Source organism: Saccharopolyspora sp. SCSIO 74807 (assembly GCF_037023755.1).
Classification (GTDB): Bacteria; Actinomycetota; Actinomycetes; order Mycobacteriales; family Pseudonocardiaceae; genus Saccharopolyspora_C; species Saccharopolyspora_C galaxeae.
The window spans coordinates 6,545,355-6,571,308 of the sequence record NZ_CP146100.1; the positions used below are offsets into that span (position 1 = coordinate 6,545,355).

Genomic DNA, 25,954 nt, shown 5'->3' on the forward strand with positions numbered 1-25,954 from the left:
CGCTACGACACCAGGCTCGCGAGCTGTGATTCACCGGCGCACGCCGGCACGCCCTGGGTGAACGAAAGCGGAGTTTCCGGCTGCAACCGCAAATCGGCCCCGGTCACCACGTGCTCCGTGCGCACGAGGACGTTGTAGTGGTTCGGGAAGTGGCAGGCGTCGAACCCGAGCACGGTGCCCACCAGGTCGCCGCCGATCCAGAACCGGTCACCGCGGTCCAGCACGCCCGCGCAGCCGAACTCGGCGAATCCGAGGAACCCCACCCGGTCGATGCGGGCGCCCGGCTCGGCGTCCCGGTGGTCGGTGCTGACCAGCTCGTGCAGTTCGCCGCGGCGCACGCACCGGCTGGCGTGCGGTTCCAGGGACATGCCGCGTTGTTCGCGGCGGTGCAGCAGGATCTTCACCAGCGTCGCGTGCAGCGTCCGCTTGGGGCCGTCCTCTTCCAGGTTCATCGAATGCACTCCTTTCCATGCTCACCGGCGGACCGGTCGTGCACCCGGTAGGTGTCGGCGACCAGTTCCAGCGCGGCCAGCCCGCCGTCCCTGCTGAGGCCGTCCCTGCTGAGGCCGCTACCGCCGCCGCTGCTTCCGCCTGCGCAGCGACCGTTGTCGATGGCCGCGCCGAAGTCGGCCAGGATCCCGTCGTACTCGTGCCACAGCGAGGCTTTGAACCCGTCGTGCCCGGCGAGCATGTCCGCCCGCCGCACGCTGCCGTCCGCGAACCGCAGCTCGACGTCCTTGGTCTCCCCCGGGTGCGACCAGTCGAGTTCCACGATGGCCGGTACGCCGGTGGCCGAGCGCAGCCGCACCACGGCCTGCCGGTCCACGCCGTGCTCGTCGCGGGTCACGGCTGCGTCGCGCACCGATACCTCACCGAGGAACAACCGCACCAGGTCGAACGCGTTCGGACCGTTGTCGGCGACGCATCCACCGCCGCAGCGGACCGGGTCCAGGTACCAGGTGTCGCCGCCGAGGTGTTCCTCGATGCGTTCGAGGTAGCGCACCGTCATCGACTCGATCCGGCCTTCGGCCCCGGCCAGCAGCCGCAGCACGTTGTCGTTGTAGCGGCGGTGGAACGCGGTGAACAGCGTGGTCCGCTCGGCGAGCCCGGCCAGCTCGCGGCCTTCCGCGACGGTGATCGCGAGCGGTTTTTCCACGCACACCGGTAACTCCGCGCGCAGCGCGTCCCGGCACACGCGCGCGTGCGTGTCGTTGGGCGCGGTCACGATCACGGCGTCGAGGTCGGCGGCGTGGAACATGTCGCGGTGGTCGAGGTAGCCGGTCGCGCGCGAGAGGTGCGGGCCCAGAACGGCGGCGTGCACGTCGCAGACGCCGGCGAGTTCCCAGTGCGGCGACCGTTGCACCGCGGCCAGGTAGTAGTGCGCCATCGTGCCGAGTCCGACCACGCCGACGCGCCGCGGCGCGCTCAACATGTCCCCGCTTCCAGTCCCAGCTCGACCAGTTCGCGGTACACCCCGGCGCGGATCGGCACGCCCGCGATCTTGCGCTGCCGCGCCCGTTCCGCTTCGTGCCAGCCCGGGTACCGCACCGGTTCGTCGCCCAGCGGCGGGCATTCCACCAGCGTGCTGAACAGTCCGCGGGCGTCGCCTGCGAAATCCCCGTGCGGGCGCAGCACTCCCGGCGCGATGGCGAGCACGAAGAAACCGATGTCGTCGTCGCGGCCGTGCGCGCCACCGTCGCCCGCCAGCGCTTCCGGGGCCGGGCCGAGACCCGCGCCGGACAACGCCGCGGACAGCAGCTCCACCACCAGTCCGAGCCCGAATCCTTTGTGCGCGCCGGTTTCCGGCTCGCCGCCGAGCCAGCGCAGGTGCGCTTCGCGCCGGTCGAACGCGGCCGGGTCGGTCACCGCTGCGCCGGAGTCGTCGGCCAGCCAACCTTCCGGTACTTCCTCGGCGTTGGCCGCGGCCACCCGCACTTTGCCCGTCGGAACCACGGTCGTGCTCATGTCCAGCAGGAACGGGTGGCCTTCCAGTGCGGGCGCGGCGACGCTGAGCGGGTTGGTGCCGAGCATGCTCAGCGCCCCCAGCGGCGGGCGCGCGATCCGCTGCTCGCCGCAGTTGCTCGCCACGATGCCGATCATGCCGCGTTCGGCGGCGCGCACCGCGTGGAATCCGGCGCAGCCGAAGTGCGTGCCGCCGCGCACCGAGACCAGCCCGATCCCGTGCTCGTCCGCCCGGTCGGCGGCCGAGTCCATGGCGTCCGCGGCGGCCCACAGCCCGAGCGCGCGGCGGGAGTCGACCACCGCGCACGCGCCGAGGTCGGTCAGCACCTGCGGTTCGGCGCCCGGGTCGATCCGCCCGGCCGCCAGCTGCGGCAGGTAGAGCCTGGTGAGGTTGAACATGCCGTGCGACTCGTAGCCGCACAGGTCGCCGTGGCAGAGCGCGGCAGCGGCGGTGGCCGCACGCGCCTGCGGCACGCCGCGTTCGGTGAACAGGCGGGTGACCAGCTCCAGCAGAGCGGTGTGGTCCACGGCGACCTGGTGCCCGGCGTTCTCCGCGAGCGCTGTCATCGGGCGGTCCCCTTTCCGGCATCCGTCGCGGGATGCCTCTCGGTGCGTTGTGCCGGTGCTTCGGTCCTGAGTGGACGCTCGGCTGCGGTTCCCGCGGCGCTTTTCAGCAGCGCCGCGACGGCGGCTGCGAAGTCCTGCAGTTGCGCCAGCTCGGCGTATTCGCCTTCGGCGTGGGCGTTGTTGGTCTCCAGCGAGCCGGGTCCGAGCACGACGGTGCCGGTTCCCGGCCGCTCGGCCATCCAGATGGCGTCGCAGGTGAACGCGGACTCTTCGGCGGGCCAGCCGGGAACGCCCGCGCGTTCGAGCAGTTCGTCCGTCCACGAGTGACCGCCGCGGAGCGCGGGCAAGCCGCGCTTGAGCCATCGGAGCTCGGTGATCGATGCGGCCTCGGCGGCGGTGCGGGCGAATTCCCTGGTACCGCCGAAGGTCCGGGTGAACTCGGAGAGCCCGCGGTGCAGCGAGTCCTCCAAGTCCCGTTCGGCCGCCGCGCCTTCGTCCGACGACTCGTAGGAGAGGTTCAGCAGCAGCCCACCGCTTCCGTAAACCCGGTTGTGCAGCTCGCCGGTGTGCAGTCCCGCGACGCACAACCTCCCGGGCCGCTCCTGCGGGTCGAGCTCTTTCGCCAAGTGCTGCGCCAGGAAACCCAGCAGCACGGTCGCGTTGTGCCCGGCATCGGGACGGTCGTCGATGGCGCCCGCACCGTCGACGCTCAGCATCGCGGTGGCCGAGGCGGTGGATCGGGTCAGGTAGCGCATTCCGGTCGGTTCGCAGAAGACGTTGAGACGCCCGAGGAAACCGGCGTCGACCAGCGGCCTGGTGCCGAAACTTCCCATCGCGCCGCCTTCTTCACCGGCGACGGCCTGCACCAGCACGCCGAGGTCGCGGCCGATCGCCGGTTCGGTGCGGGCTGCCTCGCGGATGCCCGCCAGCAGCGCGACCGCGGGACCTTTCGCGTCGATGGACCCGCGGCCGGTAAAGCGTTCGCCGTCGAAGCACACCGGCTCAAGACCGGCGACCGTGTCCAGATGCACGTTGAACATCACCGTGGACTCCCGCGGAAGCTGCGGGCCGAGCCGCAGCACGAGGTTCGGTTGCCCGGCGAGGAAGTTCTCGTCGGCGGCGGCTTCCCGGACGGTGCGGGGCACTCCGGGCGCGTCGAGCACGCTCGATGGCGCAGCGGCGTGGTGCACCACCCGGAGACCCGATTCCCGTGCCGATTCGGCATAAAATCGTTGGGCTCGGGCGATGTCCGAGGGTTCGCCGCTGCGTTCCAGGGGATTGACGGTGGGCGTGCGCAGCAAGCGCAGCAGCAGTTCGCGGTCCTGCGCCGAGATCAAGCCGGTCATGCGCGTCCGCTGCTTCCTGCGATTCGTGTTGCCGCGCAAGGCATCGAGTCCCGCAGCAGACCTTCCAGGCTCCGTCCCGCCTCGACGAAGCGATCCGCGGCGGACTCCCCCGCGACCACTCCGTCGTGCGGGCGCGCGGACAGATGCGGTTCCAACGACAGCGCCCCGCTGTAGCCGGAATCCCGCAGCAGGCGCAAGCAGTCCGCGACCCGTGCCGAACCGGTCCCCGGCAGCACGTAGGTGGCGTTGCCCGCACTGCCGACAGCGTCTTTGACGTGCACGTGCGCCACGTGCGCCACGACCTGCCCGAGCAGTGCGCAGGCGTCGTACCCGTGCTCGATCCCGTTGCCGGTGTCGAACAACAACCGCAGCGAGGCACCCGCCTCGGCCAGCATCCGCAGCATCCGACCGGCATCGCGACCGGCCCATCCCGCGCAATTCTCGTGCAGCAGCACCACATTCAGCTCGTCCGCCCGCTGCGCCAAGCGCGCCACGCGGTCCAGCACGCGCTCTCGCCACTCCGCTTCCGGCAGCCCGTCGTTCGGGTAGGACATGATCCGCACGTAGCGGGTGCCCAGCTCGGCGGCCCGCGCCGCCAGCACCTCCAGCTCGCGCAGGTCGTCGGTGAACGGCGCGGTCACCGGGCGCGCCCAGTTCCCGATCCTGGAAGCCAGGCACGGCACCGCCAACCCGGCATCGCGCACCGCCGCGCGCAGCCGCCGGAACCGTTGCTCGTCGAGGTCTCCGAGCGCCGCACCGTCCACATTGCGCAGTTCGATGCCGCCGAAGCCGATGCGCTCGATCGCGGCCAGCTGACCGGGAAGATCGACCGCGGCTTCGTCACCGATGCCTGCCAGCAGGTGGTCACCCGGCATGTGCACGACTCCCCTCTGCTCCGGTCCCCTCGGCTCCGGTCGGCAGGCCGCACCGCTTCGCCGCGGTCATCAGCCGCACGACGTCCCCGTGCAGTCCGAAGTGCTCGGCGGTGCGCCCGGCGGCGAAGTCGCGGTAGGCGCGGAGCATGAACGCCGTCAGCGCGTCGTCCGGGAAGACCTCGGGCTCGGCCCCGTCCACGACCAGCTGCGCGTGGTCGTCGTCATCGCTGAGCGGGTAGTGCCCGGTGACCCGGCCGTGCTCGAACTCCAGCGTGATGCTGCGTTCCCGCACGGGCGCGGTCAGGTCCGAACGCAGCTCGCTGAGCACCCCGCTGTCGTGGCGCAGGGTCATCGCCGCCGCGCCCATCCGCGGCGCGACCACGTGCCCGCACCGCATGTCGGAGCACTCGGCGGCAACGAGTCCGGCGGGTCCGGCCAGCCGCAGCACCACCCCGAGCGAGTGCGGCAGTTCCACGTCGAACGCGGTCGGATGCCCGGAGGTCACCAGCGACCGGTGGAACCTGGGTTTGTGCTGGGCGAATCGGATCGAGCGCAGCCGGCCGCGGCCGCTACCGGCCAGCAGCCGGGCCAGCCGCGTGGTCAGCGCGGACTCGAGCCAGTGCGCCACCACGGCCAGGTTCAGCCCGTACCGCTCGCGCAACGAGGCGATCTGGGCGTACTCGTCCGAGTCGGCGGCCAGCGGCTTCTCGACGATGATCCGCCGGTAGCCGAGTCCGGCCAGCTCGCGCAGCAGCTCCGGCCTGCGCACCGGCGGGGTGCAGACGTGCACCGCGGTCCGGCTCGGGTCGGCGAGGCCGGCGGCGGTGCGCACCGAGTCGACCACCGTGACCCCGCGCTGCTCGGTGCACGCGTGCTCCATGGGGTCGCAGGCCAGCACCGGGCCGGGCTGGAACAGCTCGCCTGCCGCCGCGCGGGCCTTGGCCAGCACCCGCAGGTGCAGTCCGGCTCCCGCGCGGCCGAGTCCGGCCACGAGTGTGTGCAGCATCGGTGCTCCGTCCTTTTCGGAACCGTTTTCGTCCGTTGTGGACGCAAGCAGGAATGGCCGCACGGAATGGCTTTTCCCTGCGAGCGCACCGTTCGGTGCGCGGCCGCGGGGGACACTAGCGGATTGCCGTTTCCGGATCCATGGGCGGGGTGGGAGCACTTCACGCAGACGATCACCGGAAAGAGTGAAAGATGCTCGGAAACGGCGGATGTTCTTTCGGCCGATCGGCGCGTTCGGCTAGGTTCTCCGGCCGAAGATCTCCGCCTGAGTCCGCCGCCGGAATGACCCGCGGGCGCAAATGACTCCTATACCCGACACCGGAACGGACGGGGATCGGAAACCCTGGAAACCCCAGCTCGAAAAACCCCAGCTCGAAACGCGCAGCTCGAAACCGAAGGGCTCGAAAACCGCACGGTTCGAGCGCGCCAGTCCGCAGCAGCCCAGTCCACAGGAGCCCAATCCACAGGAGCGTGGTCATCGTGTCCCGCGGCGCGGATTCCGCAGGGGCGCGGGAGGAATTACCGGCCCCGGCCGGTCCCGCGCCGATTCCCTTCTTCACCCAGGCCCGTACCTTCGACCGGCTGTGGCCGCAGATCAGCGCGCGGGTCGAGGAGGTCTTCGACAACGGCAAGTTCTCGCACGGCAGGCAGGTGGCCGAGCTGGAGCGCCGGCTGGCCGACTACACCGGCGCCCGCTTCGCCGTCGCCGTCAACAGCGGCACCGACGCGCTCGTGCTGCTGCTGCGCGCCGCCGGGCTCCAGCCCGGTGACGAGGTCGTGGTGCCCGCCTATTCGTTCGTGTCCACCGCCACCTCCGTGGTGCTGGCCGGGGGGCGCCCGGTGTTCGCCGACATCGACCCGGTGACCTACGCGCTCGATCCGTCCGAAGTGGACCGCGTTGCCGGTCCGCACACCCGATTCGTGCTGCCCGCGCACCTGTTCTGCCAGATGGCGCAGATGAGCGCGCTGTCCCGCGCCGCCGCGCGGCACGGCCTCACGGTGCTGGAGGACAGCGCCGAAGCGATCGGGATGCGCCAGGTCGGCGTGCACGCCGGACTGCACGGGCTCGGCGGAGTGCTGTCGTTCTTCCCCACCAAGACGCTGGGCGCGCTGGGCGACGCGGGGGCGGTGCTCACCGACGACGCCCGGGTGGCCGAGCTGGTGTCCGGGCTGCGCCACCACGGCCGGTTCGGCCGCACGGTGGACAACTTCCCCGGCATCTCCACCGAGACCGCGCTGGTCGGCACCAACAGCAAGATGGACGACATCCAGGCCGCGGTGCTGCTGGCGAAGCTGAACCGGCTGGACGACGACATCGCGCGCCGCGCCCGGCTGGCGGCGGCTTACCGGGAAAGGCTTTCCGGACTGCCGGGAATCGTCGCCCTGCCCCGGGTCGTCGACTCCGGACCGGGTTCCGGCGCGGTTTTCTACGTCTACCTGATCGAAGTGGAAGGCCGGGACGATTTGATCGCGCACCTGACCGAACGCGGAATCGGCACCGAAACCTACTACCCGGTTCCGCTGCACCTGCAGCCCTGTTTCCGCGAACTCGGCCACCGGCCCGGTGATTTTCCCCGCGCCGAAGCTGCGGCGGAACGCGCGCTCGCCCTTCCGCTCTACCCGGATCTGTCCATCCGGGAACTGGACCGGGTGTGCGCTGCGGTTAGCGAGTTCTGCACAGCGAGGAGCGCGCGATGAACCGGGATCTGCCGTTCTTCCCGCCCGATCTGTTCGAAGCGGACCGCAAGGTGCTGCTCGACCTGCTGCGCGAGATCGGGCGCGCGCCGGAGCAGAAGTTCATCCTCGGCGAGCACACCGCCGCGTTCGAGGAATTGCTGCGGGAATCGCTGGGTGCGTCCGATGTGGTCGCCTGCGGCAGCGGAACCGCCGCGCTCGGGCTGGTCCTGCGGGCGATGGACGTCGGCCCCGGCGACGAGGTGGTCGTGCCGGCGTTCGGCTGCGCGCCGCTGGCGTCCTCCGTGGTCTCGGTGGGAGCGATGCCGGTGTTCGCGGACGTCGACCCGCGGACCATGGTGGCCGACCCGGACGCCGTGGAGCCGCTGATCAACCACCGCACCAAGGCGATCATGCCCGCGCACATGTTCTCCGTGATGGCGGACATGCCCCGGTTCGCCGAGCTGGCCGACAAGTGGGGCGTGCGGCTGCTGGAGGATTCCGCGGTGGCGCAGGGCGCGGTGCTCGACGGCGTGCCCGCCGGACTCTGGGGCGACGCGGGAGTTTTCTCGTTCGTGCAGGTCAAATCGTTCGGGATGCCGGGTGAGGGCGGTGCGGTCGTCACCCGCGATGCCGAGCTGGGCAGGCGCGTGCGGCTGCTGCGCAACCACGGGCAGCGGGAGCGCTTCGTCTACGCGGAGATCGGCACCAACAGCCGGTTCGACGAGATCCAGGCGGCGTTCCAGCTGCACCGGCACGCCGGTTTCGCCGACCGCCTGCGCCGCCGCGCCGAGATCGCCGAGCACTACACCGAGCGGTTCGCCGCGCTGGCCGACCGGGGCGTCGTGGCACCGCCGCCCGGGCGCAACGGCCGCTGCTACTACGTGTACTGCCTGCAAGCCGACGACCGGGACGGGCTGCGCGAGCACTTGGCCGCGCGCGGCATCGGCTCGCACGTGTACTACCCGCTGCCGCTGCCGCGTCAGGTCGCGTTCGCTCCGTACGCCGCTGCGGAGCAGAGCTGGCCGAACGCCGAACGCGCCAGCGCCCGGATCCTGGCGCTGCCGATCCACCCGCACCTGTCCGACACCGACGTGGCCCGCGTCGCCGACGCGGTACGCGAGTTCGCCGCCCACCAGGAGATCGCCGAATCATGACGCTGCCCACCGTGTCCGCCGGAACGCGCGCCACCCGGCCGGAGAGCAAGGCGCGCAGCTACACCCGGCTGGGCAACCTGGACATCTACGACTACTACCTGAGCATCCTGGTGGCTGCTTCGGCCGTGCTGATGGCGCCCGCGGCGCCGGGGACGCTGCCGATGCTGCTGCTGTTCCTGCTCGGCGAGGTCGGCACGGTCGTCGCGCTGGTCGCGTTCGACGACGTGACCGGCTTCCGCGACGGCAGCGACCTGGTCAACTACGGGCCGGACGATCCGCTGCGCAAGAAGCTGCGCAAGCCGCTGGTCGCGGGCACGTTGACGGTGCCGGAGGCGTTGCGGTTCGGCTGGCTCACCGCCGTGGCCGGGGGTCTGCTGTGGACCGCTGCGATCGCGGTGTCCCCGCACACTCCGATGTGGACGGTCGCGATGATCGCGGTGACTTGGGTGTTCGCGCTGCAGTACTCCTACGGTCTCAAGCTCAGCTACCGCGGTTTCCAGGAGGCGTTCCTGGTGGCGCTGGGCGCGGTGCTGGTGCTGGCGCCGCACGCGCTGGCGACCGGCCGGTTCTCCGGGTTCCTCTGCGCGCAGGCCGTGCTGTTCGGCATGGGCGTGCTGATGTTCGGCGTGTACTCCAACACCAACGACGTCGATGGCGACCGGGGCGTGGGCCGGTGGACGGTGGCCGCGCTGACCTCGGTGCGCGGCAACGTGGCGTTCATCGGCGCGCTTTCGCTGGGCGAGTTCCTGATCGGCGCGGTCGCCTCGGCCACCGGAGCCGCGCCGGGGTGGTTCGTGCTGCTGATGCTGCCCGCCACGGCGCTGCGGGCTCGTCAGTTCCACCTGGGTTTCCGGCGCGGCGAGACGATGCGCGCCCGCAAGCTCGGATTCTCGGTGCACCGCACCAGCGTGGCGCTGCTGGTGCTGGCGAACCTGCTGGCTGGGTCGGTATGAGCACGGATCTGGACGTCGCGGTCGTCGGCGCGGGATTGGCCGGGCTGGCCGCGGCCACCGAGCTGCGCCGGGCCGGGCTCGCGGTCCGGGTCTTCGAATCGGAGCCGCAAGTCGGCGGTCGCACCACCTCGTTCCGGCAGGATGGGTACACGGTGGACACCGGCGCGGAGCAGATATCGCCGCACGGATACCGCGCGACGTGGCGGTTGCTGGACCGGATGGGCGTGCGGCTCGACGACGTCCCGGTCCTCGGCGGCCCGGTTGCGGTGTGGCGCGATGGGCTGGCGCGGCCGGGAGTCGCCGAACCGCGCGGCATGCTCACCGGTGCCGGTCTGACGCCGCGGGCTCGGCTGGATCTGGCCCGGTTCCAGCTGTGGGCGCGGCGGCGCCGCGCTTGGTTCGACACCGACCACCCGGAGCGTTCCCCGCTGCGCGGCACGACCGTCGCCGAGTTCGCCCACCGCTACCACCGGGACCTGCACGACTACCTGCTGCAACCGGTCGCGGGCACGTTCTTCGGCTGGAACACGGAGCGCTCCGCGGCGGCTGTCCTGATCGGACTCCTGCTCGCGGTCGGCGACGCGTCGAGCTGGCGAACGTACCGCGACGGCATGGACACCTTGGCGCGCCTGCTGGCGGCCGACCTGGACGTGGCGACCGGCTGCGCGGTGCACGAGGTCGTCGCGGAGCGCGCATCGGCCACCCTGCTGACCACATCGGACACCGTGACGGCGCGCTCGGTGCTGCTGTGCGTACCCGCGCCGGTGGCGGCGATGCTGCACGCGAACCCGCCGGAGGACGAGTCTGCCTACCTCTCGGCCTGCACGTTCCGGCCCGCGCTGAAGGTGAGCTGCCTGCTGGACCGGCCGCTGGCGCCCGCGGGCGCGCGTGCGTACGCGCTGCTGACTCCGGAGGTCGAGGAGGACGTGCTGTCCGCGATCCTCTTCGACCACCAGAAGCATCCGGGACGGGCACCGGCGGGCAAGGGCCTGCTGACGCTGATGCCCGCCGCCGACCTCACGCACTCCCTTGTGGACGCTCCCGACGACGTCGTCGTGGCGCGGCTGACGCACGCGGCCGCGCGCTACCTGCCCGAACTGCCCGCCGCGAACCGGCGCAACTTCGTGCACCGGTACCGGCACGGCCTGCCGGAGGCCGCTCCGGCGGCGCTGCACCGGCGGCCGCGGTTCATGGCACGCCCGCTCCGTTCCGTCGATTACGCCGGGGACTGGGTGATGCAACGTCCGGCGTCCGAAGGGGCGGTGCGCGCCGGTGCGCTCGCCGCCTCCCGCACCTTGAGCCGCCTGCGCGGCCGGCCGCAAACCGTTGCGCCGCAACGAGCCTGACCGCGATCCATCCCGCACTCCCGGAAAGGAACTGGCGTTGAAACCGCACGACATGGGTGTTCTCTTCGACGAGTGCGCGGACCGGCGCGACTCACCGCGGGTGCACCTGGACCGCCCGTTCGACATCGCACCGCAGGGCGGTACCTGCTACGAAGCCCCGGACCTGGCCGTCCTGGTGCGGCAGGCCGCGGGCTGGCTGGCGGCCGCCGGGGCGGGCCGCGGCGATCGGGTGGCGATCGTCAAGGAGAACCACTGGGACTACGACCTGCTGGCCTGCGCGGCGATCCGGCTGGGTGCCGTTCCCGCGCAGCTTTCCGCGCAGCTGCCGCCGGATTCGGTGGAGTTGTTGCTCAAACGGCTCGAACCGGCGGTGCTGGTGAGCACCTCCGCGGTGCTCGGGGCCGCCGGTGCGCAGGGCACGGACTTGGTCGCGTTCGCCCGCAGCACCGTCGTGCTGGACGGGGACGATCCGGGCGCGGCGGTTCCGGGAACGGCGAGCTTGTCCGAACTGCACGGCCAGGACGCCCCCGCGCCGCGCCGCCGCGACGGGGACGCACCGCTGGTCATCAACCACACCTCCGGGACGACCGGAGTACCGAAGCTGGTGGTGCATTCCACTCGCACGATCGTCGGTGAATTGGCGCGGTTCGAGGCCATGCCGCTGCCGAAGATCGGTGTGGGCCGGGACGACACGGTGCTCAACGCCAATTCCTTCGCCCACGGGCGCACGTTCTGCTGGACCGGGGTGGTGATGAGCATGGCGCCGCGCGAGCTCGTGGTGCTCGGCGACCAGGACCCGGACCGCGCGGACCCGCTGCTGCGCGCGCATCCGCCGACCATCGTCGAGGCGCTGCCCTCGACCTACGTCCGCTTCCGCCCGCTGACCGACCGATTGGACAACCCGTTCCGCAGGACACGGTTGTTCATCAGCACTTACGACGCGGTGCACCCGCCGACCATCCGCGCCTACCTCGGTGCGACCGCGCGACGTGGTCCGGTGTGGATGCAGGGGTGGGGGCAGACGGAGACGGGACCGTTGACGTTCCGGTTCCACACCCGCCGTTCGCTGCACGATTCCCCGGGCTGCGGCAAGACCCGGGACGTGGGCAGGCCGGTTCCGTTCAAGACGCGGCTGCGTGTTGTCGACCCGGACACCTTCGAGCCGGTGCGGCGCGGGCGGCCCGGCCTCGTGCTGGCGCGCACCGCAGCCCGCTGCCAGGACTACGCGGGGGAATCCGGGCGCTGGGCCGCGAAGCGGCACGGCGACTGGTGGAACACCGGCGACATCGGGATGCGCACCCGCACCGGGTCCGTGCTGCTGCTGGATCGGGAGGTCGACCGGGTTCCGGAGCTGAGCTGCCTGGAAACCGAAGACGTGCTGGAGGACCGGCTACCGGTCGCGCAGGAGTGCGTCGTGCTCGGCAGGCCCGACGCACCGCCGCTTCCCGTGGTGGTCACCGTGGACGGACGGCTTTCCGGCGCCGCGTGGCGGCGTGCGACCCGTGGCCTGCCGCCGATGCAGGAGCCGGTCGCGTTGACCTGGGACCGCGTTCCGCGCACCGGCACCGGCAAGGTGCGCAGGCTGGAACTGCTCGAACAGCTCACCGGCAGCACCGACACGGCCGGTTCGGGCAGGTGGACCTAGCGATGACGATCTCGGAGTCCTACGTCTTCGGCGAACAGCACCGCACCGAGCAGCATCGGCTGCTGGCGCGGGCGCACGACCCGATGACCTCGGACCGCCTCGCCTCGACCGGTGTCACCGACGGTTGGGACTGCCTGGACGTGGGCTGCGGCGGCGGCAGTATCGCGCTGTGGCTGGCCGAGCGCGTCGCTCCGACCGGGACGGTGCTGGCCACCGACATCCGCCCTGGCCCGCTCGAATCGCGCCCGGGGCTGCGCGTCGCGACCCATGACGTGGCCGTGGATCCGTTGCCGGAGGCCGGTTTCGATCTGATCGTGGCCCGCTTGGTGCTGCGCCACCTGCCGAAGCGGCAGCAGGTGCTGAACAAGCTGGTGCGCATGTTGAAACCGGGCGGCTGGTTGCAGGTCGACGAGTTCGACACCTCGTACGAGCCGCTGCTGCTGGCCCCGGACGAGCCCGCCGCGCGGCTGTACGAGAAGTTCCTCGCCGCCAAGGAATTCGTGATGCGTTCGTCCGGTGTGGACCCGAAGTGCGGGCGGCGGATCGCGGCGGCGATGCGGGAAGCCGGTTTGGTCGGCATCGACCCGCAGCCGTACGTCCAGGTCCGCCGACCGGGTTCCGCCGACCTGGAGCTGCTGGCGAACCACACCAGGCAGCTGCGCGACGGGCTGCTCGCGGCAGGAATGTCCGAGGACGAGCTCGACGAGTTGCGGGATCTGGTGCGTGCGCCGGACTTCCGGGCATCGTCCAGCGTGATGTACTCGGTGCACGGGCGGAAGGTGCACGCATGAGCGCGCCGCCGACGGCTCCCGACGTCGCGTCGGCCGTGGCGGCGGGACAGCTGGACGCACTCGGACTGTCCGATCCGGACGTGGAATGCGTGGTGGATTGGTCCGGCCCGGTTCAACTGCCGTTGCACGACGAAGCATCGGTGCAAGCCGCCTGCGGGATCATGCACGTGCATGGCCGTGCCGCGGGACGCCCGGTGCCGCTGGCGGTCGACTACGCCTCGACCGTGGCCGGAGTCCTTGCCGCACAAGGAGTTCTGGCCGCCGCGATCGCCCGGGCACGCGGCGCTCGGGTGAACTCGGTGCGCACTTCCGTCGCGCAAGCGGCGCTGCTGAGCGTGCAGCAATACCTGGCCGCCGCCACGGCAGACGACCCGCCCGAGGAGGTTCGGGCCGGTCTGCGCCCTCCGTTCACGACAGCGGACGGTGTGCGAATCGAGGTGGAGACGCTCAACGCCGAGGCCTGGCAGCGGTTCTGGCGCGCACTCGGCGCCGCGGACTCCGCGATCGCCCGAGGCTGGTGGCCGTTCCAGCAACGCTTCGCCACCGCCACCTGCGGCCTTCCCGCGGCACTGCACGATGCCGTGGGTGCCGCCACGCACGCCGAAATCCGCACGGCTGCCGGGAAAACGGGGATCAGCGTGCTCCCGGTCCGCGACGAACCCACCGGCCCGATGGATCTGCCTGCCTGCACGCTCACCCACCTGCCGGGATCGCAGCCTCATCGGTTGCCACCTCCCGGTGCCTTGCCGCTCGACGGGATCGTGGTGGTCGAGTCGACCCGCCGGGTGCAGGGACCGGCCGCCGGGCACGTGCTGCGGATGCTGGGCGCGGACGTGGTGCGCATCGAGCCACCGGGCGGCGATCCGATGCGCGGGGTTCCGCCGATGGTGCGCGATCGATCCGCCCGGTACTTGGCGTTGAACGCCGGAAAGCGCGTGGTCGAACTGGACCTGAAGACTCCGGGCGGATGCCGCGGGCTGCGCGAGCTCGTCGCGGAGGCGGACGTGTTCTTGCACAACTGGGCTCCCGGAAAAGCAGCGCAGCTCGGGCTCGACGCGCAAGACCTCGCGAGCAGCAGCCCCGGGCTCGTCTACGCGTGGGCCTCCGGATGGGGCTCGGCGATGGGCACGGATCCACCGCTCGGCACGGATTTCCTGGTGCAAGCCCACAGCGGCCTGGCCGCCGCGATCTCGAAACCGGCGGCGCCGTCGTTGATGACGCTGACCGACGTGCTGGGTGGCCTGGTGTGCGCGCAGGGAGTGCTGGCCGCACTGCTGCGGCGGCTGCGCACCGGCTCAGGGTCCAGAGTGGACACTTCGCTGCTGTCCGCGGCCGGAGTCGTGCCGCGGCACCGCACCGATCGTCGTCTGCATCGGACCCGAGATGGTTTCTCCGTGCTCCCCGAAGGATCCACCTCGGACTTCGCGGACCGGCGGGAGATGCCGACGGAAGCACTGGTTTCCCGCTGCGCCGATGCAGGTCCGCCCGTGGCGCCGGTGTGCACGGATCTCGCGGAACTCGCGGCCGATCCACGATTCCGCCACGCGCTCGGCCACGACGGCCACACCTACGTCCGCACCCCCTGGGAGTTCTCGTGACCTGGACATCGCGCAGCGGCACGGAGATCCGCGACCTCGTACCGCCCGAAGCACGCCGCCGGTGGGTCCGCGATGGCCACTGCCCCGGCCGCGACCTCTACACGCTGTTCCGCGCGCGGGTCGACGCACACCCGCGGCGCGAAGCGGTCATCGACGACGAGCGCACCCTCGACTACGCCGCGCTGGACCGGGAAGTGCGCCGCATCGCCTCGGCGCTGACGGCCGCGGGCGTGCGGGACCGCGACATCGTCGGCATCCGGCTGCCCAACGGCTGGCGCGCAGTGGTGACCGAACTCGCGGTCGCCGCGATCGGCGCGGTGGCGCTGCCCTACCCCGCGGGCCGCGGAATCCGCGACACCGCGGCACTGCTCGGGAAATCCCGCGCCGCAGCGGCCGTGTTCGGGTCCACTTCGGACGCCGACGGAACCACCTGCCTGCCGGACCTGCGGGTGCTGCGGACCTTCGGCGCGGGCGAGGACGGCCCGAGGTCGCTGGACACCGCACCCGCCGGTGCCTGGCAACCGCCCGCGATCGATTCCGAGGCACCGGTCCGGATCCTGGTCACCTCCGGGTCCGAAGCCGAACCGAAGATGATCGCGTACTCGCACGACGCGATGGCCGGTGGCCGCGCCAACTACGTCCGGGCGCTGCACGACGGCTCCGACCCGGTCCGCGCGTTGATGATGATGCCGCTGTCCTCCTCGTACGGTTCCTGCGCGACGCACGTGAGCATCGCAGCGCTCGGCTCGACGCTGGTGCTCATGGACCGCTTCGACCCGGTGACCGCGCTGCGGCTGGTGCGCGAGCACCGTCCGACGCACTTGTTCGGCGTACCGACCATGCTGCGCCGCCTGGCCGAGCACCCGCCGGGCCCGGACGAGGACAACACGTGCCTGCGCACCGTCGTTTCCAGCTCGGCGCCGCTTTCGGAAGTCACCGCCGACGCGTGCGCGCGACGCCTGCGAGCCCGCGTGATCAGCGTCTACGGCTCCTCGGACGGCATCAACTGCCACACCGCGCGCACCGGCCTCGACGGCAGCGCGGGCCTGCCCGATCCGGCGGTCGCGCAGCTGCGGATCATCGCCCCGGACGGTCGCCCGCTGCCGCCGGGCGAGCCGGGTGAGATCTGCGCGCGCGGGCCGATGACCCCGCTGAGCTACGTCGCCGCACCCGACCTCGACGCCCGCTACCGCACCCGCGACGGGTGGGTGCGCAGCGGCGACCGGGGCGTCCTCGACGGGCAGGGCAGGCTGCACGTGCTGGGCCGGCTCAAGCAGGTCGTGGTCCGCGGCGGCCACAACATCAGCCCGGCCGAGGTGGAGCTGGAGATCCGCGCGCACCCGGCGATCGTCGACGTCGCCTGCGTCGCCGTGCCGGACGACGACCTGGGTGAACGGTTGTGCGCGTGCGTGAGCCTCGCCGCAGGCTCGGCCGAACTGCAGCTGCCCGCGCTCACCGCGTTCCTGCAGGCCCGGGGGCTGGAGCGGCGGAAGCTGCCGGAAGCGTTGGTGGTGCTCCCGGAGTTGCCGCTGGCCCCCACCGGCAAGGTCTGCCGCCGCACGGTCACCGCGATCGCGGTGCACCGGGCGGTGCCGGTTCCGTGATTCGCCGCGCTCGCCTCGGAACCGCGGGCACGCCACTCGATCAGCCGGGATCGCGCGGAGATCGTTCGCCGCAACGGATATCCGAGGAGTCGTTCACTCCGACGCTCGCGCGGGTCAGTACTCGGCGCGCAGAGCGGTGGTGAGCCGGTCCTTGATCGACAGCGGCGCCCAGCTCGCCCGCACGGCGTTGAGCTGCAGCCGGACCAGGTCGGCGGGAGCGAGTTCGAGTTCGGCGTGCAGCGCCAGCAGGTTGTCGGTGAGGTAGGCGCCGAAGTACGCCGGATCGTCCGAGTTCACCGTCACCGCGAGCTCCGCGGCCAGCATCCGCCCGATCTCGTCGGCCTTCGTCCCGCCGCCGTTCACCCAGCTGTTCGACACCGGGCAGGTGGTGAACCCGGTGCCGCGCCGCTGCGCCTCGGCGACCAGTTCCGGGGATTCCAGCACGTTGCTGCCGTGGTCGATGCGGTCCACTCCGATCTCGTGCAGGCACTGCCGGATGTGCTCGACCGAGTCCTGCTGGTCGATGTCGCAGTGCGCGGTGAGCAGGTAGCCCTCCTGCCGCGCCCGCCGGAACACCTCGGCGAACTTGCGCGGCGGGTTCCCGCGCTCGTCGGAGTCCAGCCCCACGCCGACGATCCATTCCTTGTACGGCAACGATTCCAGCAGCGTCGCCATCGCGTAGCCGGGCTCGTGATCGCGCAGGAAGCACATCACCAGCTGCGCGTGCAGGTCGTGGCGGCGCGCGGCGTCGAGCTGCGCGCGGCGGATGCCGCGCAGCACGGTGCCGAACGGGATTCCGCGGGCGGTGTGCGCCTGCGGGTCGAAGAAGACCTCCGCGTACCGGACCCCTTCGCCCGCCGCGCGCCGCAGGTACGCGGCGGTCAGGTCGTAGAAGTCCGCCTCGGTGCGCAGCACGTCCATGCCCTCGTAGTAGCCGGTCAGGAACGAGGGCAGGTCGTGGAACCGGTAGCCGGCGCGCACCTGCTCGACGGTTTCGAACGGGAACGGGATGCCGTTGCGCTCGGCCAGCCGCAGCTTCAGCTCCGGTTCCAGGGTGCCTTCCAGGTGCACGTGCAGTTCGACTTTCGGCATCGTGCGGACGATTTCGCCGATCTCACGCACGCTGGGTCCTCCCTGCCGGGTGCGCCGTCACCTCCGAACGGTAATGGCTCGGTCACTCGCGGCCACTACGCCGATCAGCGGCTGCGCGAGGATCATTCAGCCCGGGCGGCGTGCTGCCTCCGGCGACGGCGCCTTATCAGGATGTGACAACGGCGGTTCCCTCCGCTGTCCCGCGGCGGCCATCATCTGGGTGTCGTGACCGGCCGAAACCGAGGAGCCCGCGTGATCTTCATCGTCGTCAAGTTCAGCATCCGCCCCGACCGCGCGGAGGAATGGCTCACGCTGGTCGACGAGTTCACGCAGGCCACCCGCGCCGAACCGGGCAACCTGTTCTTCGACTGGGCGCGCAGCGTGGACGACCCGAACACCTTCGTGCTCACCGAAGGTTTCGCCTCGCAGGAGGCGGGCTCGGAGCACGTCAATTCGGAGCACTTCAAGACCGCGATGTCCTGGATCCCGGACGTGATCACGAAGACCCCGGACATCATCAACACCGAGGTGCCGGGCGAGGGCTGGTCGAAGATGGGCGAGCTGGAGCCCCGCGGGTGAGCATCCGCCCCGCGAACCGCCGGGTCGGCTGAACGGCCTGCGCATGAGGAACCCGCCGGGTGCTCGACCCGGCGGGTTTTCCAACGGCCGGTCGGCCCGGCCGAAGCGGCGGTTTCCGGTGGCTCACGCCGTGGACAGCGTCTCCACCAGATCCCCGACCTCGTGGTGCGGCAGTGCCTTGGCCACGTCGGACAGCGTGACCATGCCGACCAGGCGCTGCTGGTCGATCACCGGAAGCCTGCGCACCTTGTAGTGCCGCATCGTGGCCAGCACGTCCTCGGCGGTGTCGTCGGCACCCACCGTGGCGGCTTCGGCCTGGTTCAGGTCGCCCGCGGGGAAAGCGCCCGCGTCGCGGCCCTGGCTCAGCACCTTGACCACCAGGTCGCGGTCGGTGACCACGCCCTTGATCTTGTCGTCCTTGCCGCAGATCGGCAGACCCCCGACCCCGAGATCGCCCATCATGCGCGCCGCGTCCGCGGCCGTCTGTTCCGTGTTCACGCACTTCGCGCCTGCGGTCATCATCTCGCGTGCCGTGGTCATGGTCGTGAACCTCCTGAGTCGCCACGTCGGCGTGCGGCCCCGGTCGGCCGAGGCCGCGATCTCCTCATCCCGGGTCTACCCGGGCACCGCGGCCGATACACCCGTGGGCTCGCAGCCGCGGACGCAGCTGGGCGCGGAGTTCACCGGCTGACCGCGGAAGCTCGGTGTGCCAGCCTTGAACGGCAAGCGATCTCCGCAGTCCCCCATCACCACGGCGCGGGTGCCGCGACGAGATCGACCGAAGACACCGAGGAGCGCGACGGCCGATGACCGAACGCCCGACGATCCTGCTGACCGGTGCCACCGACGGCCTCGGCCACGCGCTGGCGCAACGGCTCGCCGCCGAAGGCGCACGGCTGCTGCTGCACGGCCGCGACCCGGACAAACTCGCGTCCGTCGCAGAGCAGCTCCACCGCGAGCACGGCGAGCGCCCGCACACCGCGGTCGCCGACATGGCCGAGCTCGCGCAGGTCCGGGAACTGGCCCAGACGGTGCGCGGCGCGACCGACCGGCTCGACGTGCTGATCAGCAACGCCGGGATCGGCGCGAGCGGACCGGGCGGGCGCGAACGGACCACCAGCGTCGACGGCCACGAGCTGCGGTTCGCGGTGAACTACCTGGCCGGGTTCCTGCTGACGCTGGAACTGCTGCCGCTGCTGCGGGAAACCGGCCGCGCAGGCGGGCGACCGTCGCGAGTGGTCAACGTCGCCTCGGCCGGTCAGCAGGCGCTGGACTTCGACGACCTGATGCTGCGGCACGACTACCGCGGCGGCCGCGCCTACTGCCAGAGCAAGCTCGCGCAGATCATGTCCGGGTTCACCCTGGCCGAGCTGCTGCCCGCGGACGAGGTGGTGGTCAACAGCCTGCACCCGGCGACCTACATGCCGACCAAGATCGTGACCGCGGAGCGGATCGACAGCATCGAGGACGGCGTGCGGGCCACCCGCAGGCTCGCGGTGGACGGCGAACTCGCCGGGGTCACCGGCCGGTACTTCGACCGGACCAGCGAGTCGCGGGCGCACGAACAGGCTTACGACCCGCGGGCTCGCGCGGCGCTTTGGGAGCGGAGCCTGGAACTCACCGGGCATCCCGGCAGCTGAGCGCCGGTCCTCGAACTCGTTCTGCGCGGGTGGCCGGTTGGCCGCCGTCCCGTGCTCACGATTCCCAGGAGGCCGCGAGCAGGGCGAGTTCGGCGCGCCCGGCGAGCCCGAGCTTGCGGTAGATCCGGGTCAGGTGCTTTTCCACCGCCCGCGAGCTCACCGCCAGCTCGGTGGCGATGCGCTGGTTGCCGAACCCGGCGGCGACGAGCCGGGCGATGCGCAGTTCCGCGGGCGTCGGCTCGGCGTGCGTCCCGCCGTTGGCGGCGATGTGCACCGCGGAGCGCAGGCCGGGCACGCCGCAGGCCGCGGCGAGCAGCTCGCCTCGACCGGCTTCCTCGGCGGCTTCGGCGGGAGCTGTCGCGCGAAGCCGTTGCCCCAGCAGCAGGTGCGTTTTCGCCGATTCCAACGTGCACGGCGTGCCGCGCAGCACGTCGAGGGCGCGGCGGAAGAAGTCGATGCTCGCTTCGCCGTCGGTGACCGCGCCCCAAACCCGCAGGGCGCGGCCGATTCCGCTCGGCACGCCCCACTGCACCGCCAGGCGATGGTCCTCGGCGATCACCTCGACGGCCGCTTCCGAGCGGCCGAGCCGGTGTTGCAGCAGGCAAACCCAGCTGCGCCACGGCAGCAGGCAAGGGTTGCGCCAGCCCGCGCGATCCAGTTCCCGGCCGCATTCCAGCAGGTGCGCCAGCGCGGTTTCGATTTCGTCGCCGATCGCCGCGAGCGCACCGGCGCACAACGACCGCACCCACTCCGGGGATTTCCTGCTGCGATGCCGGGAGAGCACCGGTGCGGCGCGCACCAGGTCGCCGGTGTCCAACATGGACCAAACCAGCGTAACGAGGCAGTCCGCGACCACGGAGGTCAATTCCGGGTCGCAGCGGCGCAGGGTCCGCTCCGCGAGCGCGGCGGCTTCGCTGGGGCGGCCGGAGCGCATCAGCACGAAGCTCCACTGCGCATCGATGATGAGGGTGGCGGCCGAATCCGGCGCGAGCGCACGCACTGCACGCAGCCTGCGCTCGGCTTCGCCGAACTCGTCGGCCATCGCCAGCGCGTGCGCCGCCAGCGGAACCGCACCGAACGCGTCGTCCGCGGGCACCTTGCGCGCCCAAGCCTGCACGCTGTCCACATCGGTCCCGCCAAGTGCGGCCGCGTGCAGCAGGACCGCCGCCCGTTCCGGATCCGCGTCCTCCTGCGGAAGGTCGCGGAAAAGGCTGGCCGTGTCGCTCGTCCACCCGGCTTCGCGCAGCCGCGCGAACCGGTACCGAGCGTCCATCGCGTCGCGAACGTCGCTCGGCAGCTCGTCGTTTCCGCGCAGCCGCCCCAATTCGTCGACCACCGAAGGCGGCGCCGCGTCCAGCAGCGCCAGCGGAATCTCGTTGAGAGCCGCCGACCGCTGCCCGGCCGAGTCGAGACCGGGCACTGCCTGCGCGATGTGCCGCACGGCGGCGGCCGGGTCGCCGGAGCGCTCCGCCCGCGCCAGATCGGTCAGCAGGTCCGCACGATCGGGGCGGGCCAGCAATCCTCGTCGCAGACAGCGGATCGCGGCGGGCTCGTCCCCGCGCCGCAGCGCGGACCGCCCGGCCGCGCGCAACACCTCGACTTCCCATTCGTCGCGCACGACGTCGCAGGTGAGGTGTTCGGCCACCACTTCAGGCGGCTGGTCGTCGGCGTGCAGCGACCGCGCGGCCGCGCGGTGCGCGTCGGCGGCCTCCGCGGCGTCGGACTGCGATGCCACCGCCTCGGCGAACACCGGGTGCACGAAACGCGGGGCGTCCGCTGCGACCACGAGGCCCAGTTCGGCCAGTGCACCGGCCGCGCACTCGGCCGAATGCTGCCGGGCGGCGAGACCGGGCCCCAGCAGCGCGATGTCGCGGGCGGCTGCCCGCACCGGCTCGGGCTGCTCGCGCAACACCGCCAACGCGCGCTCGCCGACCGCCCGCGGGCGCAATGCGCGGAGCAACTCCACATCGGACTCGCACGGACGTCCGCCGGCTTCGCGAAGATCCTGCAGCAGTGCGTACAGCAGCAACGGTATTCCGGCGGAAATGTCCTGGCACACCCGCACGAATTCGTCATCGCCGCGCTCGCCGAACAGATCTTCCACGACCGCCGAGATCCCGTCCGCGGTCAACGGATCGAGCCGCCTGCACGTGGAACTCCCCAGCGATGCCGGCCCGTCCGCACCGTCCATTCGAGATGCGACCAGCAGAACCCGCGACGCTGCTGACTCCGCCAGCGATTCCAGCCACCGCAACGAATCCGCATCCGCGCGGTGGAGATCGTCGACGATTACCACGACCGGCCCGGTGGATCCGAGCAATTCCCGCCGCAGCGCGGCGAAATCGTCCAGGTCCGGGAAAAGCCGATGCAACAGCCCTGCCGGGACGGCAACGGAACCGGCCACCGCGCGCAACACCCGTGCGCCCTGCTCCCGCGCGATCCGGGCGATCTCGCCGCACAGCGCGGATCTGCCGATGCCTACCGGCCCGGAGAAGACCAGCGTCCCGCCGCTACCCCGCCGCGCCGCCGCGAGCGCCGTCGTCACGAGGTCGATCTCGGCGTCGCGCTCGCGCAGCACTGCCGTCCCGATGCGCAACCGCGATCACCACCCGAACCCGCACGATGACGATTTTCCTTGCACCGCAACGTATTTCACGGCGTGAATCGGGAGGTTCACCGATCAGCCCGCCCGGACCGCAACAACCGCTCCACCGTCTCGGCGTCCGGCGCCTCGCGGAGCCTCGCGGCGCGCGCCGGATCCATCAGCACCTTCGCCAGCGCCGCCAGCAGGTCCAGGTACCCGGCACCGCGCTCCTCGGCGGCTCCGTCCGACTGCCCGGAACCGGCCGCGATCGCCACGCACAACCGCACCAGCGCGCCGTCGCTCCAGCGCACGCCACCGGGGAATTGCAGCACCACCAGCGCAGTGCGGTGCACGTGCTCACCGGATCCCGCGGTGCCGTGCGGAATCGCCACTCCTTCGCCGATGTGCGTGGAGACCGACTTCTCCCGCTCGTGCATCGCGGCGACGTACGGTTCGTCGACCGCGCCCGCCTCCACCAGCGACCGGCCGCACTGCTGCACCGCCTCGAAGTGGTCGGCCGCGCACAACCCGAGCCGGACCGCGGCGGGCCGCGGCGGGTGGTGCTGCGCCGTCATCCGGAGCCGCCCAGGGGACCGCCGTCCCGCACCGCCTGCTCCACCCGGTCGAACACCGGGTCGCCGAGGAAGCTGCGAAAACCCATGATCACCGCCGAGCCGGTGTCCTCCCGGCGCGCCCGCTCCAGCATGGTCTCCTGGCACAGCACCAGATCCGCGTCGTCCGGGATGTGCGTGACCGAGGCCGCGGCCACCGACACGTCGTAGGGCTTGAGCCTGCCCGCGAGCTGGGCGGCGACCATGGCGCTGCTGCCCATCCCCGCGTCGCAGGCGACGATCACCTTGCGCACCTCGGCACCTTCGATCGTGCCCGTCCAGTGCTCCTCGGCAGCGCGCCGCGCGGACCCGGCCGGTTCCGCGACGCGGGAGGACTCCGGGTCCTGCCCGTCCGGTATCCGGGCGGGCCGCGACTTGCCGGTCAGCGCGAATCCGATCGCCCGCCACAGGCTCACGAGACCGCACCTCCTTCCGCGACCCCGGCCGCGGGCTCCCGGCGCAGTTTGAGCAGCAGCGCGGCGACCGCGAACGACACCACCGCGGAAGCCGCGATACCGGCGATCACGCCGGGGAAACCGCCCTTCGGCGTCACCGCCAGCACCGCCACGACGCTGCCCGGCGACGGCGTGGCGACGACGCCGGCACCGGTCACGCTGAACACGAACACCCCGGCGGCGGAACCGGCGACGGTGGCCAGCAGCAACCGCGGTGCTGCCAGCACGTACGGGAAGTAGATCTCGTGGATGCCGCCGAGGAACTGGATGACCATCGCGCCCGGCGCGCTGGAACGCATCGCTGGCGCCCCGAACAGCGCGACCGCCAGCAGCAGCCCCAAACCGGGCCCCGGGTTGGGTTCGACGAGGAACTCGATGGCCTTGCCGGTGCTCATCGACTCCGAGACGCCGAGCGGCCCGAGCACCCCGTGGTTGACGGCGTTGTTCAGGAACAGCACCTTGGCCGGCTCCACGAACACCGACACCAGCGGCAGCAGGTGCATCCCGATCAGCAGCCGCACCCCCTGGCCGAGGGTGACCGTGGCGCTTTCGATGACCGGGCCGATCGCCAGCATCCCCAGGATCGCCAGCACACCACCGATGATCCCGGCGGAGAAGTTGTCCACCAGCATCTTGAAGCCGGGCGCGACGTGCTTGCCGACCCGCTCGTCGAACTGCTTGAGCACCCAGCCCGCCAGCGGTCCGACGATCATCGCGCCGAGGAACATCGGGATGTCCGCGCCGGTGGCGATGCCCGCGGTGGCCACCGCGCCGACCACCGCGCCGCGCCTGCCGTGCACCTGGCTGCCGCCGGTGTAGCCGATCAGCAGCGGCAGCAGCAGCTTGATCATCGGCTCGTTGAGCTGCGCGAGGTAGGGGTTCGGCAGCCAGCCGGCCGGCGTGAACAGCGCGCTGCACAGTCCCCAGGCGATGAAGGCGCCGATGTTGGGCAGCACCATGCCCGCCAGCCGCCCGCCGAAGCGCTGCACCGCCGCGCGGGCTCTTCGGGCCGGTGCGCCCGGGTCTTGCGTGGCCGTACCCGACATGGTTGTCACTTCCCGTGCTCGCCGACGCCTGTGTCGATCACCGCCCGCGCCGGACTCGGGTGACCGCTGCCCGGTGGGACGCGGTGCGCGCCGGGTCCTGGCGCGGGTCGTGCGGCTGCGGCGCGGCGCCGCCGGGCGAGTTCGCCGGTCGTGGGCTCGCGGCAGCCTCGGGAAAGATAACCGGCCGGGTCTTCGGCTCCGGCGCCCACGTGCGCGCAAGGAGCGGGACGCGGCTCGCGCGGTGCGCAGCCGACGGGTGCCGCATCGGCAGCGCGGCCGGTGGCGGGGCCGCTGATCAGCGTCGATTCGCTGGTACCGCGCGGTGCTCGCCCGGCCGGGGGTGGCGCGGCGGTGGCGGTCGCGAGCACGTGCGCAGCCCTCCCGTGGTGGACGACGACCGGCCGGGTCGTCTCGGGTGAGCGATCTTGCACGGGGGCCGCGGCGTTGGCAAGCGAGCGGGCGACGCGGTCGGGCTCGGGATTTTCGCGGACGGACTGCGATTCTCGTTCGTTACTTCACGAACTCCGGCAGGACTCGCGGGGGCCATTGGCCGAGACCGAGGATGCCCAGCGAGTACCCCTTGGACACGAGCGCGGGACGGTTGCCGACCTTCAGCTTCCGCAGCAGCGTCGCCACGTGGTACTCCACGCCGCCGCGGCTGAGGTAGAGCTTCGTCGCCAGCTGCACGGTCGACTCGCCCGCGGCGACGCCCTCCAGGATTCGCGCGTCGAGTTCGCTGAGCATCTTGTCCGCGCCGCCGGTCACCGCCTGCCGCGGCGGTTCGTCCGGCCGCAGCAGCACCAGCACGGCCTCGGCGCGGCCGGACCTGCTGGGCACCGCGATGCCGGTCAGCTCACCGGCGAAGACGGTGTCCGACCCGGCGCTCGCCGCGTCCGGATCCGGGCGGGCACCCGAGTCCTTCGGCCGCAGCGCCGAGTTCCGCGCCCCGAGCACCGTCTCGTTCGCCGCCGGCTCCGCGCCCTTGCCGCCGACGGCCACCGTGCGCTCGATGAACCGCGGTCCGCGGCCTTCGACCAGCCGCGCGAACTGGTAGCGGAACCGGCCGCGCACGCCCGGGTGCAGGAAGTCCGGGAATTCGCGGCCGAGCACGTCGGCGGTGCCGCGGCCGAACTGCTTGGCGAAATGCCGGTTCGCCTCCAGCACGCGCATTCCCGGATCCAGGCTCGCCATGCACATCCCGGACTGCTCGAACAGCGAGCGGAACAATTTCCGGTAGCCGTCGGCGGACCCGTGTTCCACGTCGTCCGGCTCGTTTCTGGTTCGGATCGTGGCGGCGGCTGCCATGACGGATCATCCATTCCTTCTCCGGCATCACTGCGCGGTCCGCTGCTGCGAGCGATGGGACCACCAGTTTTTCCGTCGCGAAGGCTATGGAGCGAAAACCAACCAAGTCAACACTGGAG

The 25,954-nt window shown here is 71.7% G+C and carries 24 protein-coding genes; 11 read left to right on the plus strand and 13 right to left on the minus strand.

Translation table 11 applies throughout. The features are described 5' to 3' along the window. Window positions 1-2 precede the first annotated feature (2 nt). Genes V1457_RS29935 through V1457_RS29960 form a run of 6 tightly spaced genes read right to left on the minus strand, consistent with a single transcriptional unit; the run spans window position 3 to window position 5,756 of the window. On the minus strand, window positions 3-452 hold the full coding sequence (locus V1457_RS29935; protein ID WP_338598600.1) for a DUF6917 domain-containing protein: 450 nt from the start codon (window positions 450-452) through the stop codon (window positions 3-5). Continuing rightward, window positions 449-1,432, minus strand: coding sequence for a Gfo/Idh/MocA family protein (locus V1457_RS29940; protein WP_200071963.1), 984 nt, complete (start codon window positions 1,430-1,432; stop codon window positions 449-451). Before V1457_RS29940 ends, V1457_RS29935 begins: the two co-directional genes overlap by 4 nt. Continuing rightward, window positions 1,426-2,529, minus strand: coding sequence for an Ldh family oxidoreductase (locus V1457_RS29945; protein ID WP_200071962.1), 1,104 nt, complete (start codon window positions 2,527-2,529; stop codon window positions 1,426-1,428). Before V1457_RS29945 ends, V1457_RS29940 begins: the two co-directional genes overlap by 7 nt. Further along, complete coding sequence (locus V1457_RS29950; RefSeq protein WP_200071961.1) at window positions 2,526-3,875, minus strand: M20/M25/M40 family metallo-hydrolase; 1,350 nt, start codon at window positions 3,873-3,875, stop codon at window positions 2,526-2,528. The genes V1457_RS29945 and V1457_RS29950 overlap by 4 nt, the downstream gene beginning before the upstream one ends. Beyond that, window positions 3,872-4,750, minus strand: coding sequence for a sugar phosphate isomerase/epimerase family protein (locus V1457_RS29955; protein ID WP_338598604.1), 879 nt, complete (start codon window positions 4,748-4,750; stop codon window positions 3,872-3,874). Before V1457_RS29955 ends, V1457_RS29950 begins: the two co-directional genes overlap by 4 nt. After that, window positions 4,740-5,756 carry a Gfo/Idh/MocA family oxidoreductase gene (locus V1457_RS29960; protein ID WP_200071959.1) on the minus strand — a complete coding sequence of 339 codons (1,017 nt, stop codon included), beginning with the start codon at window positions 5,754-5,756 and terminating at the stop codon, window positions 4,740-4,742. The genes V1457_RS29955 and V1457_RS29960 overlap by 11 nt, the downstream gene beginning before the upstream one ends. Window positions 5,757-6,226: 470 nt before the next feature. On the opposite strand from V1457_RS29960, the gene V1457_RS29965 reads away from it, so the two are divergent. Genes V1457_RS29965 through V1457_RS30000 form a run of 8 tightly spaced genes read left to right on the plus strand, consistent with a single transcriptional unit; the run spans window position 6,227 to window position 16,523 of the window. Next, the gene (locus tag V1457_RS29965) at window positions 6,227-7,453 is read left to right on the plus strand and encodes a DegT/DnrJ/EryC1/StrS family aminotransferase (RefSeq protein WP_374220960.1); all 1,227 of its coding nucleotides are present in this window, start codon (window positions 6,227-6,229) and stop codon (window positions 7,451-7,453) included. Next, window positions 7,450-8,586, plus strand: coding sequence for a DegT/DnrJ/EryC1/StrS family aminotransferase (locus tag V1457_RS29970; RefSeq protein WP_338598606.1), 1,137 nt, complete (start codon window positions 7,450-7,452; stop codon window positions 8,584-8,586). Before V1457_RS29965 ends, V1457_RS29970 begins: the two co-directional genes overlap by 4 nt. Further along, window positions 8,583-9,539, plus strand: a complete 957-nt coding sequence (locus V1457_RS29975; protein WP_200071957.1) for a UbiA family prenyltransferase — start codon at window positions 8,583-8,585, stop codon at window positions 9,537-9,539. Before V1457_RS29970 ends, V1457_RS29975 begins: the two co-directional genes overlap by 4 nt. Beyond that, complete coding sequence (locus V1457_RS29980; protein ID WP_338598608.1) at window positions 9,536-10,885, plus strand: FAD-dependent oxidoreductase; 1,350 nt, start codon at window positions 9,536-9,538, stop codon at window positions 10,883-10,885. The genes V1457_RS29975 and V1457_RS29980 overlap by 4 nt, the downstream gene beginning before the upstream one ends. Window positions 10,886-10,937: 52 nt before the next feature. Further along, window positions 10,938-12,530 (plus strand): AMP-binding protein, encoded by a 1,593-nt coding sequence (locus tag V1457_RS29985; protein WP_338605168.1) that lies wholly within the window; start codon window positions 10,938-10,940, stop codon window positions 12,528-12,530. Window positions 12,531-12,532: 2 nt separating this feature from the next. Continuing rightward, window positions 12,533-13,321: a methyltransferase gene (locus tag V1457_RS29990; RefSeq protein WP_338598610.1), complete on the plus strand. Its 789-nt coding sequence runs from the start codon at window positions 12,533-12,535 to the stop codon at window positions 13,319-13,321. After that, window positions 13,318-14,919, plus strand: coding sequence for a CoA transferase (locus V1457_RS29995; protein ID WP_338598612.1), 1,602 nt, complete (start codon window positions 13,318-13,320; stop codon window positions 14,917-14,919). Before V1457_RS29990 ends, V1457_RS29995 begins: the two co-directional genes overlap by 4 nt. Beyond that, a complete protein-coding gene (locus V1457_RS30000) occupies window positions 14,916-16,523 on the plus strand; it encodes a class I adenylate-forming enzyme family protein (RefSeq protein WP_338598615.1) in 1,608 nt (535 codons plus the stop codon). Before V1457_RS29995 ends, V1457_RS30000 begins: the two co-directional genes overlap by 4 nt. 114 nt (window positions 16,524-16,637) lie before the next feature. Here V1457_RS30000 and add read toward each other — a convergent pair whose 3' ends face one another. Next, window positions 16,638-17,645, minus strand: a complete 1,008-nt coding sequence (add, locus tag V1457_RS30005) for an adenosine deaminase (protein ID WP_295139695.1) — start codon at window positions 17,643-17,645, stop codon at window positions 16,638-16,640. A gap of 222 nt (window positions 17,646-17,867) precedes the next feature. Here add and V1457_RS30010 point away from each other — a divergent pair, with 222 nt between their 5' ends. Next, window positions 17,868-18,194 carry a putative quinol monooxygenase gene (locus V1457_RS30010; RefSeq protein WP_200071952.1) on the plus strand — a complete coding sequence of 109 codons (327 nt, stop codon included), beginning with the start codon at window positions 17,868-17,870 and terminating at the stop codon, window positions 18,192-18,194. A gap of 123 nt (window positions 18,195-18,317) precedes the next feature. On the opposite strand, the gene V1457_RS30015 is transcribed toward V1457_RS30010, so the two are convergent. Beyond that, on the minus strand, window positions 18,318-18,734 hold the full coding sequence (locus V1457_RS30015) for a CBS domain-containing protein (RefSeq protein WP_200071951.1): 417 nt from the start codon (window positions 18,732-18,734) through the stop codon (window positions 18,318-18,320). A gap of 4 nt (window positions 18,735-18,738) precedes the next feature. Here V1457_RS30015 and V1457_RS30020 point away from each other — a divergent pair, with 4 nt between their 5' ends. After that, complete coding sequence (locus V1457_RS30020; RefSeq protein ID WP_200071950.1) at window positions 18,739-18,885, plus strand: hypothetical protein; 147 nt, start codon at window positions 18,739-18,741, stop codon at window positions 18,883-18,885. A gap of 115 nt (window positions 18,886-19,000) precedes the next feature. After that, window positions 19,001-19,834: an SDR family NAD(P)-dependent oxidoreductase gene (locus V1457_RS30025; protein ID WP_338598622.1), complete on the plus strand. Its 834-nt coding sequence runs from the start codon at window positions 19,001-19,003 to the stop codon at window positions 19,832-19,834. Between the two features lie 55 nt (window positions 19,835-19,889). Here V1457_RS30025 and V1457_RS30030 read toward each other — a convergent pair whose 3' ends face one another. The 5 genes from V1457_RS30030 to V1457_RS30050 all read right to left on the minus strand — a co-directional run bounded on the left by V1457_RS30030 (window position 19,890) and on the right by V1457_RS30050 (window position 25,835). After that, the gene (locus V1457_RS30030) at window positions 19,890-22,430 is read right to left on the minus strand and encodes a LuxR family transcriptional regulator (protein WP_338598624.1); all 2,541 of its coding nucleotides are present in this window, start codon (window positions 22,428-22,430) and stop codon (window positions 19,890-19,892) included. 77 nt (window positions 22,431-22,507) lie between these two features. Then, window positions 22,508-22,993, minus strand: coding sequence for a PTS sugar transporter subunit IIA (locus V1457_RS30035; protein WP_338598626.1), 486 nt, complete (start codon window positions 22,991-22,993; stop codon window positions 22,508-22,510). Continuing rightward, on the minus strand, window positions 22,990-23,445 hold the full coding sequence (locus tag V1457_RS30040; protein ID WP_295146469.1) for a hypothetical protein: 456 nt from the start codon (window positions 23,443-23,445) through the stop codon (window positions 22,990-22,992). The genes V1457_RS30035 and V1457_RS30040 overlap by 4 nt, the downstream gene beginning before the upstream one ends. Continuing rightward, window positions 23,442-24,530, minus strand: coding sequence for a PTS transporter subunit EIIC (locus V1457_RS30045; protein ID WP_338598628.1), 1,089 nt, complete (start codon window positions 24,528-24,530; stop codon window positions 23,442-23,444). Before V1457_RS30045 ends, V1457_RS30040 begins: the two co-directional genes overlap by 4 nt. Window positions 24,531-25,040: 510 nt before the next feature. Beyond that, entirely contained in the window at window positions 25,041-25,835 is a 795-nt protein-coding gene (locus tag V1457_RS30050; RefSeq protein WP_200071945.1) for a PAS domain-containing protein, read from the minus strand. Window positions 25,836-25,954: the final 119 nt, after the last annotated feature.

Bases quoted from the DNA above. Each gene is read 5' to 3' on its own strand.
- V1457_RS29935 (WP_338598600.1), bottom strand. From the start codon at position 452: ATGAACCTGGAAGAGGACGGCCCCAAGCGGACGCTGCACGCGACGCTG.
- V1457_RS29940 (WP_200071963.1), bottom strand. From the start codon at position 1,432: ATGTTGAGCGCGCCGCGGCGCGTCGGCGTGGTCGGACTCGGCACGATG.
- V1457_RS29945 (WP_200071962.1), bottom strand. From the start codon at position 2,529: ATGACAGCGCTCGCGGAGAACGCCGGGCACCAGGTCGCCGTGGACCAC.
- V1457_RS29950 (WP_200071961.1), bottom strand. From the start codon at position 3,875: ATGACCGGCTTGATCTCGGCGCAGGACCGCGAACTGCTGCTGCGCTTG.
- V1457_RS29955 (WP_338598604.1), bottom strand. From the start codon at position 4,750: ATGCCGGGTGACCACCTGCTGGCAGGCATCGGTGACGAAGCCGCGGTC.
- V1457_RS29960 (WP_200071959.1), bottom strand. From the start codon at position 5,756: ATGCTGCACACACTCGTGGCCGGACTCGGCCGCGCGGGAGCCGGACTG.
- V1457_RS29970 (WP_338598606.1), top strand. From the start codon at position 7,450: ATGAACCGGGATCTGCCGTTCTTCCCGCCCGATCTGTTCGAAGCGGAC.
- V1457_RS29975 (WP_200071957.1), top strand. From the start codon at position 8,583: ATGACGCTGCCCACCGTGTCCGCCGGAACGCGCGCCACCCGGCCGGAG.
- V1457_RS29980 (WP_338598608.1), top strand. From the start codon at position 9,536: ATGAGCACGGATCTGGACGTCGCGGTCGTCGGCGCGGGATTGGCCGGG.
- V1457_RS29985 (WP_338605168.1), top strand. From the start codon at position 10,938: ATGGGTGTTCTCTTCGACGAGTGCGCGGACCGGCGCGACTCACCGCGG.
- V1457_RS29990 (WP_338598610.1), top strand. From the start codon at position 12,533: ATGACGATCTCGGAGTCCTACGTCTTCGGCGAACAGCACCGCACCGAG.
- V1457_RS29995 (WP_338598612.1), top strand. From the start codon at position 13,318: ATGAGCGCGCCGCCGACGGCTCCCGACGTCGCGTCGGCCGTGGCGGCG.
- V1457_RS30015 (WP_200071951.1), bottom strand. From the start codon at position 18,734: ATGACCACGGCACGCGAGATGATGACCGCAGGCGCGAAGTGCGTGAAC.
- V1457_RS30025 (WP_338598622.1), top strand. From the start codon at position 19,001: ATGACCGAACGCCCGACGATCCTGCTGACCGGTGCCACCGACGGCCTC.
- V1457_RS30035 (WP_338598626.1), bottom strand. From the start codon at position 22,993: ATGACGGCGCAGCACCACCCGCCGCGGCCCGCCGCGGTCCGGCTCGGG.
- V1457_RS30045 (WP_338598628.1), bottom strand. From the start codon at position 24,530: ATGTCGGGTACGGCCACGCAAGACCCGGGCGCACCGGCCCGAAGAGCC.
- V1457_RS30050 (WP_200071945.1), bottom strand. From the start codon at position 25,835: ATGGCAGCCGCCGCCACGATCCGAACCAGAAACGAGCCGGACGACGTG.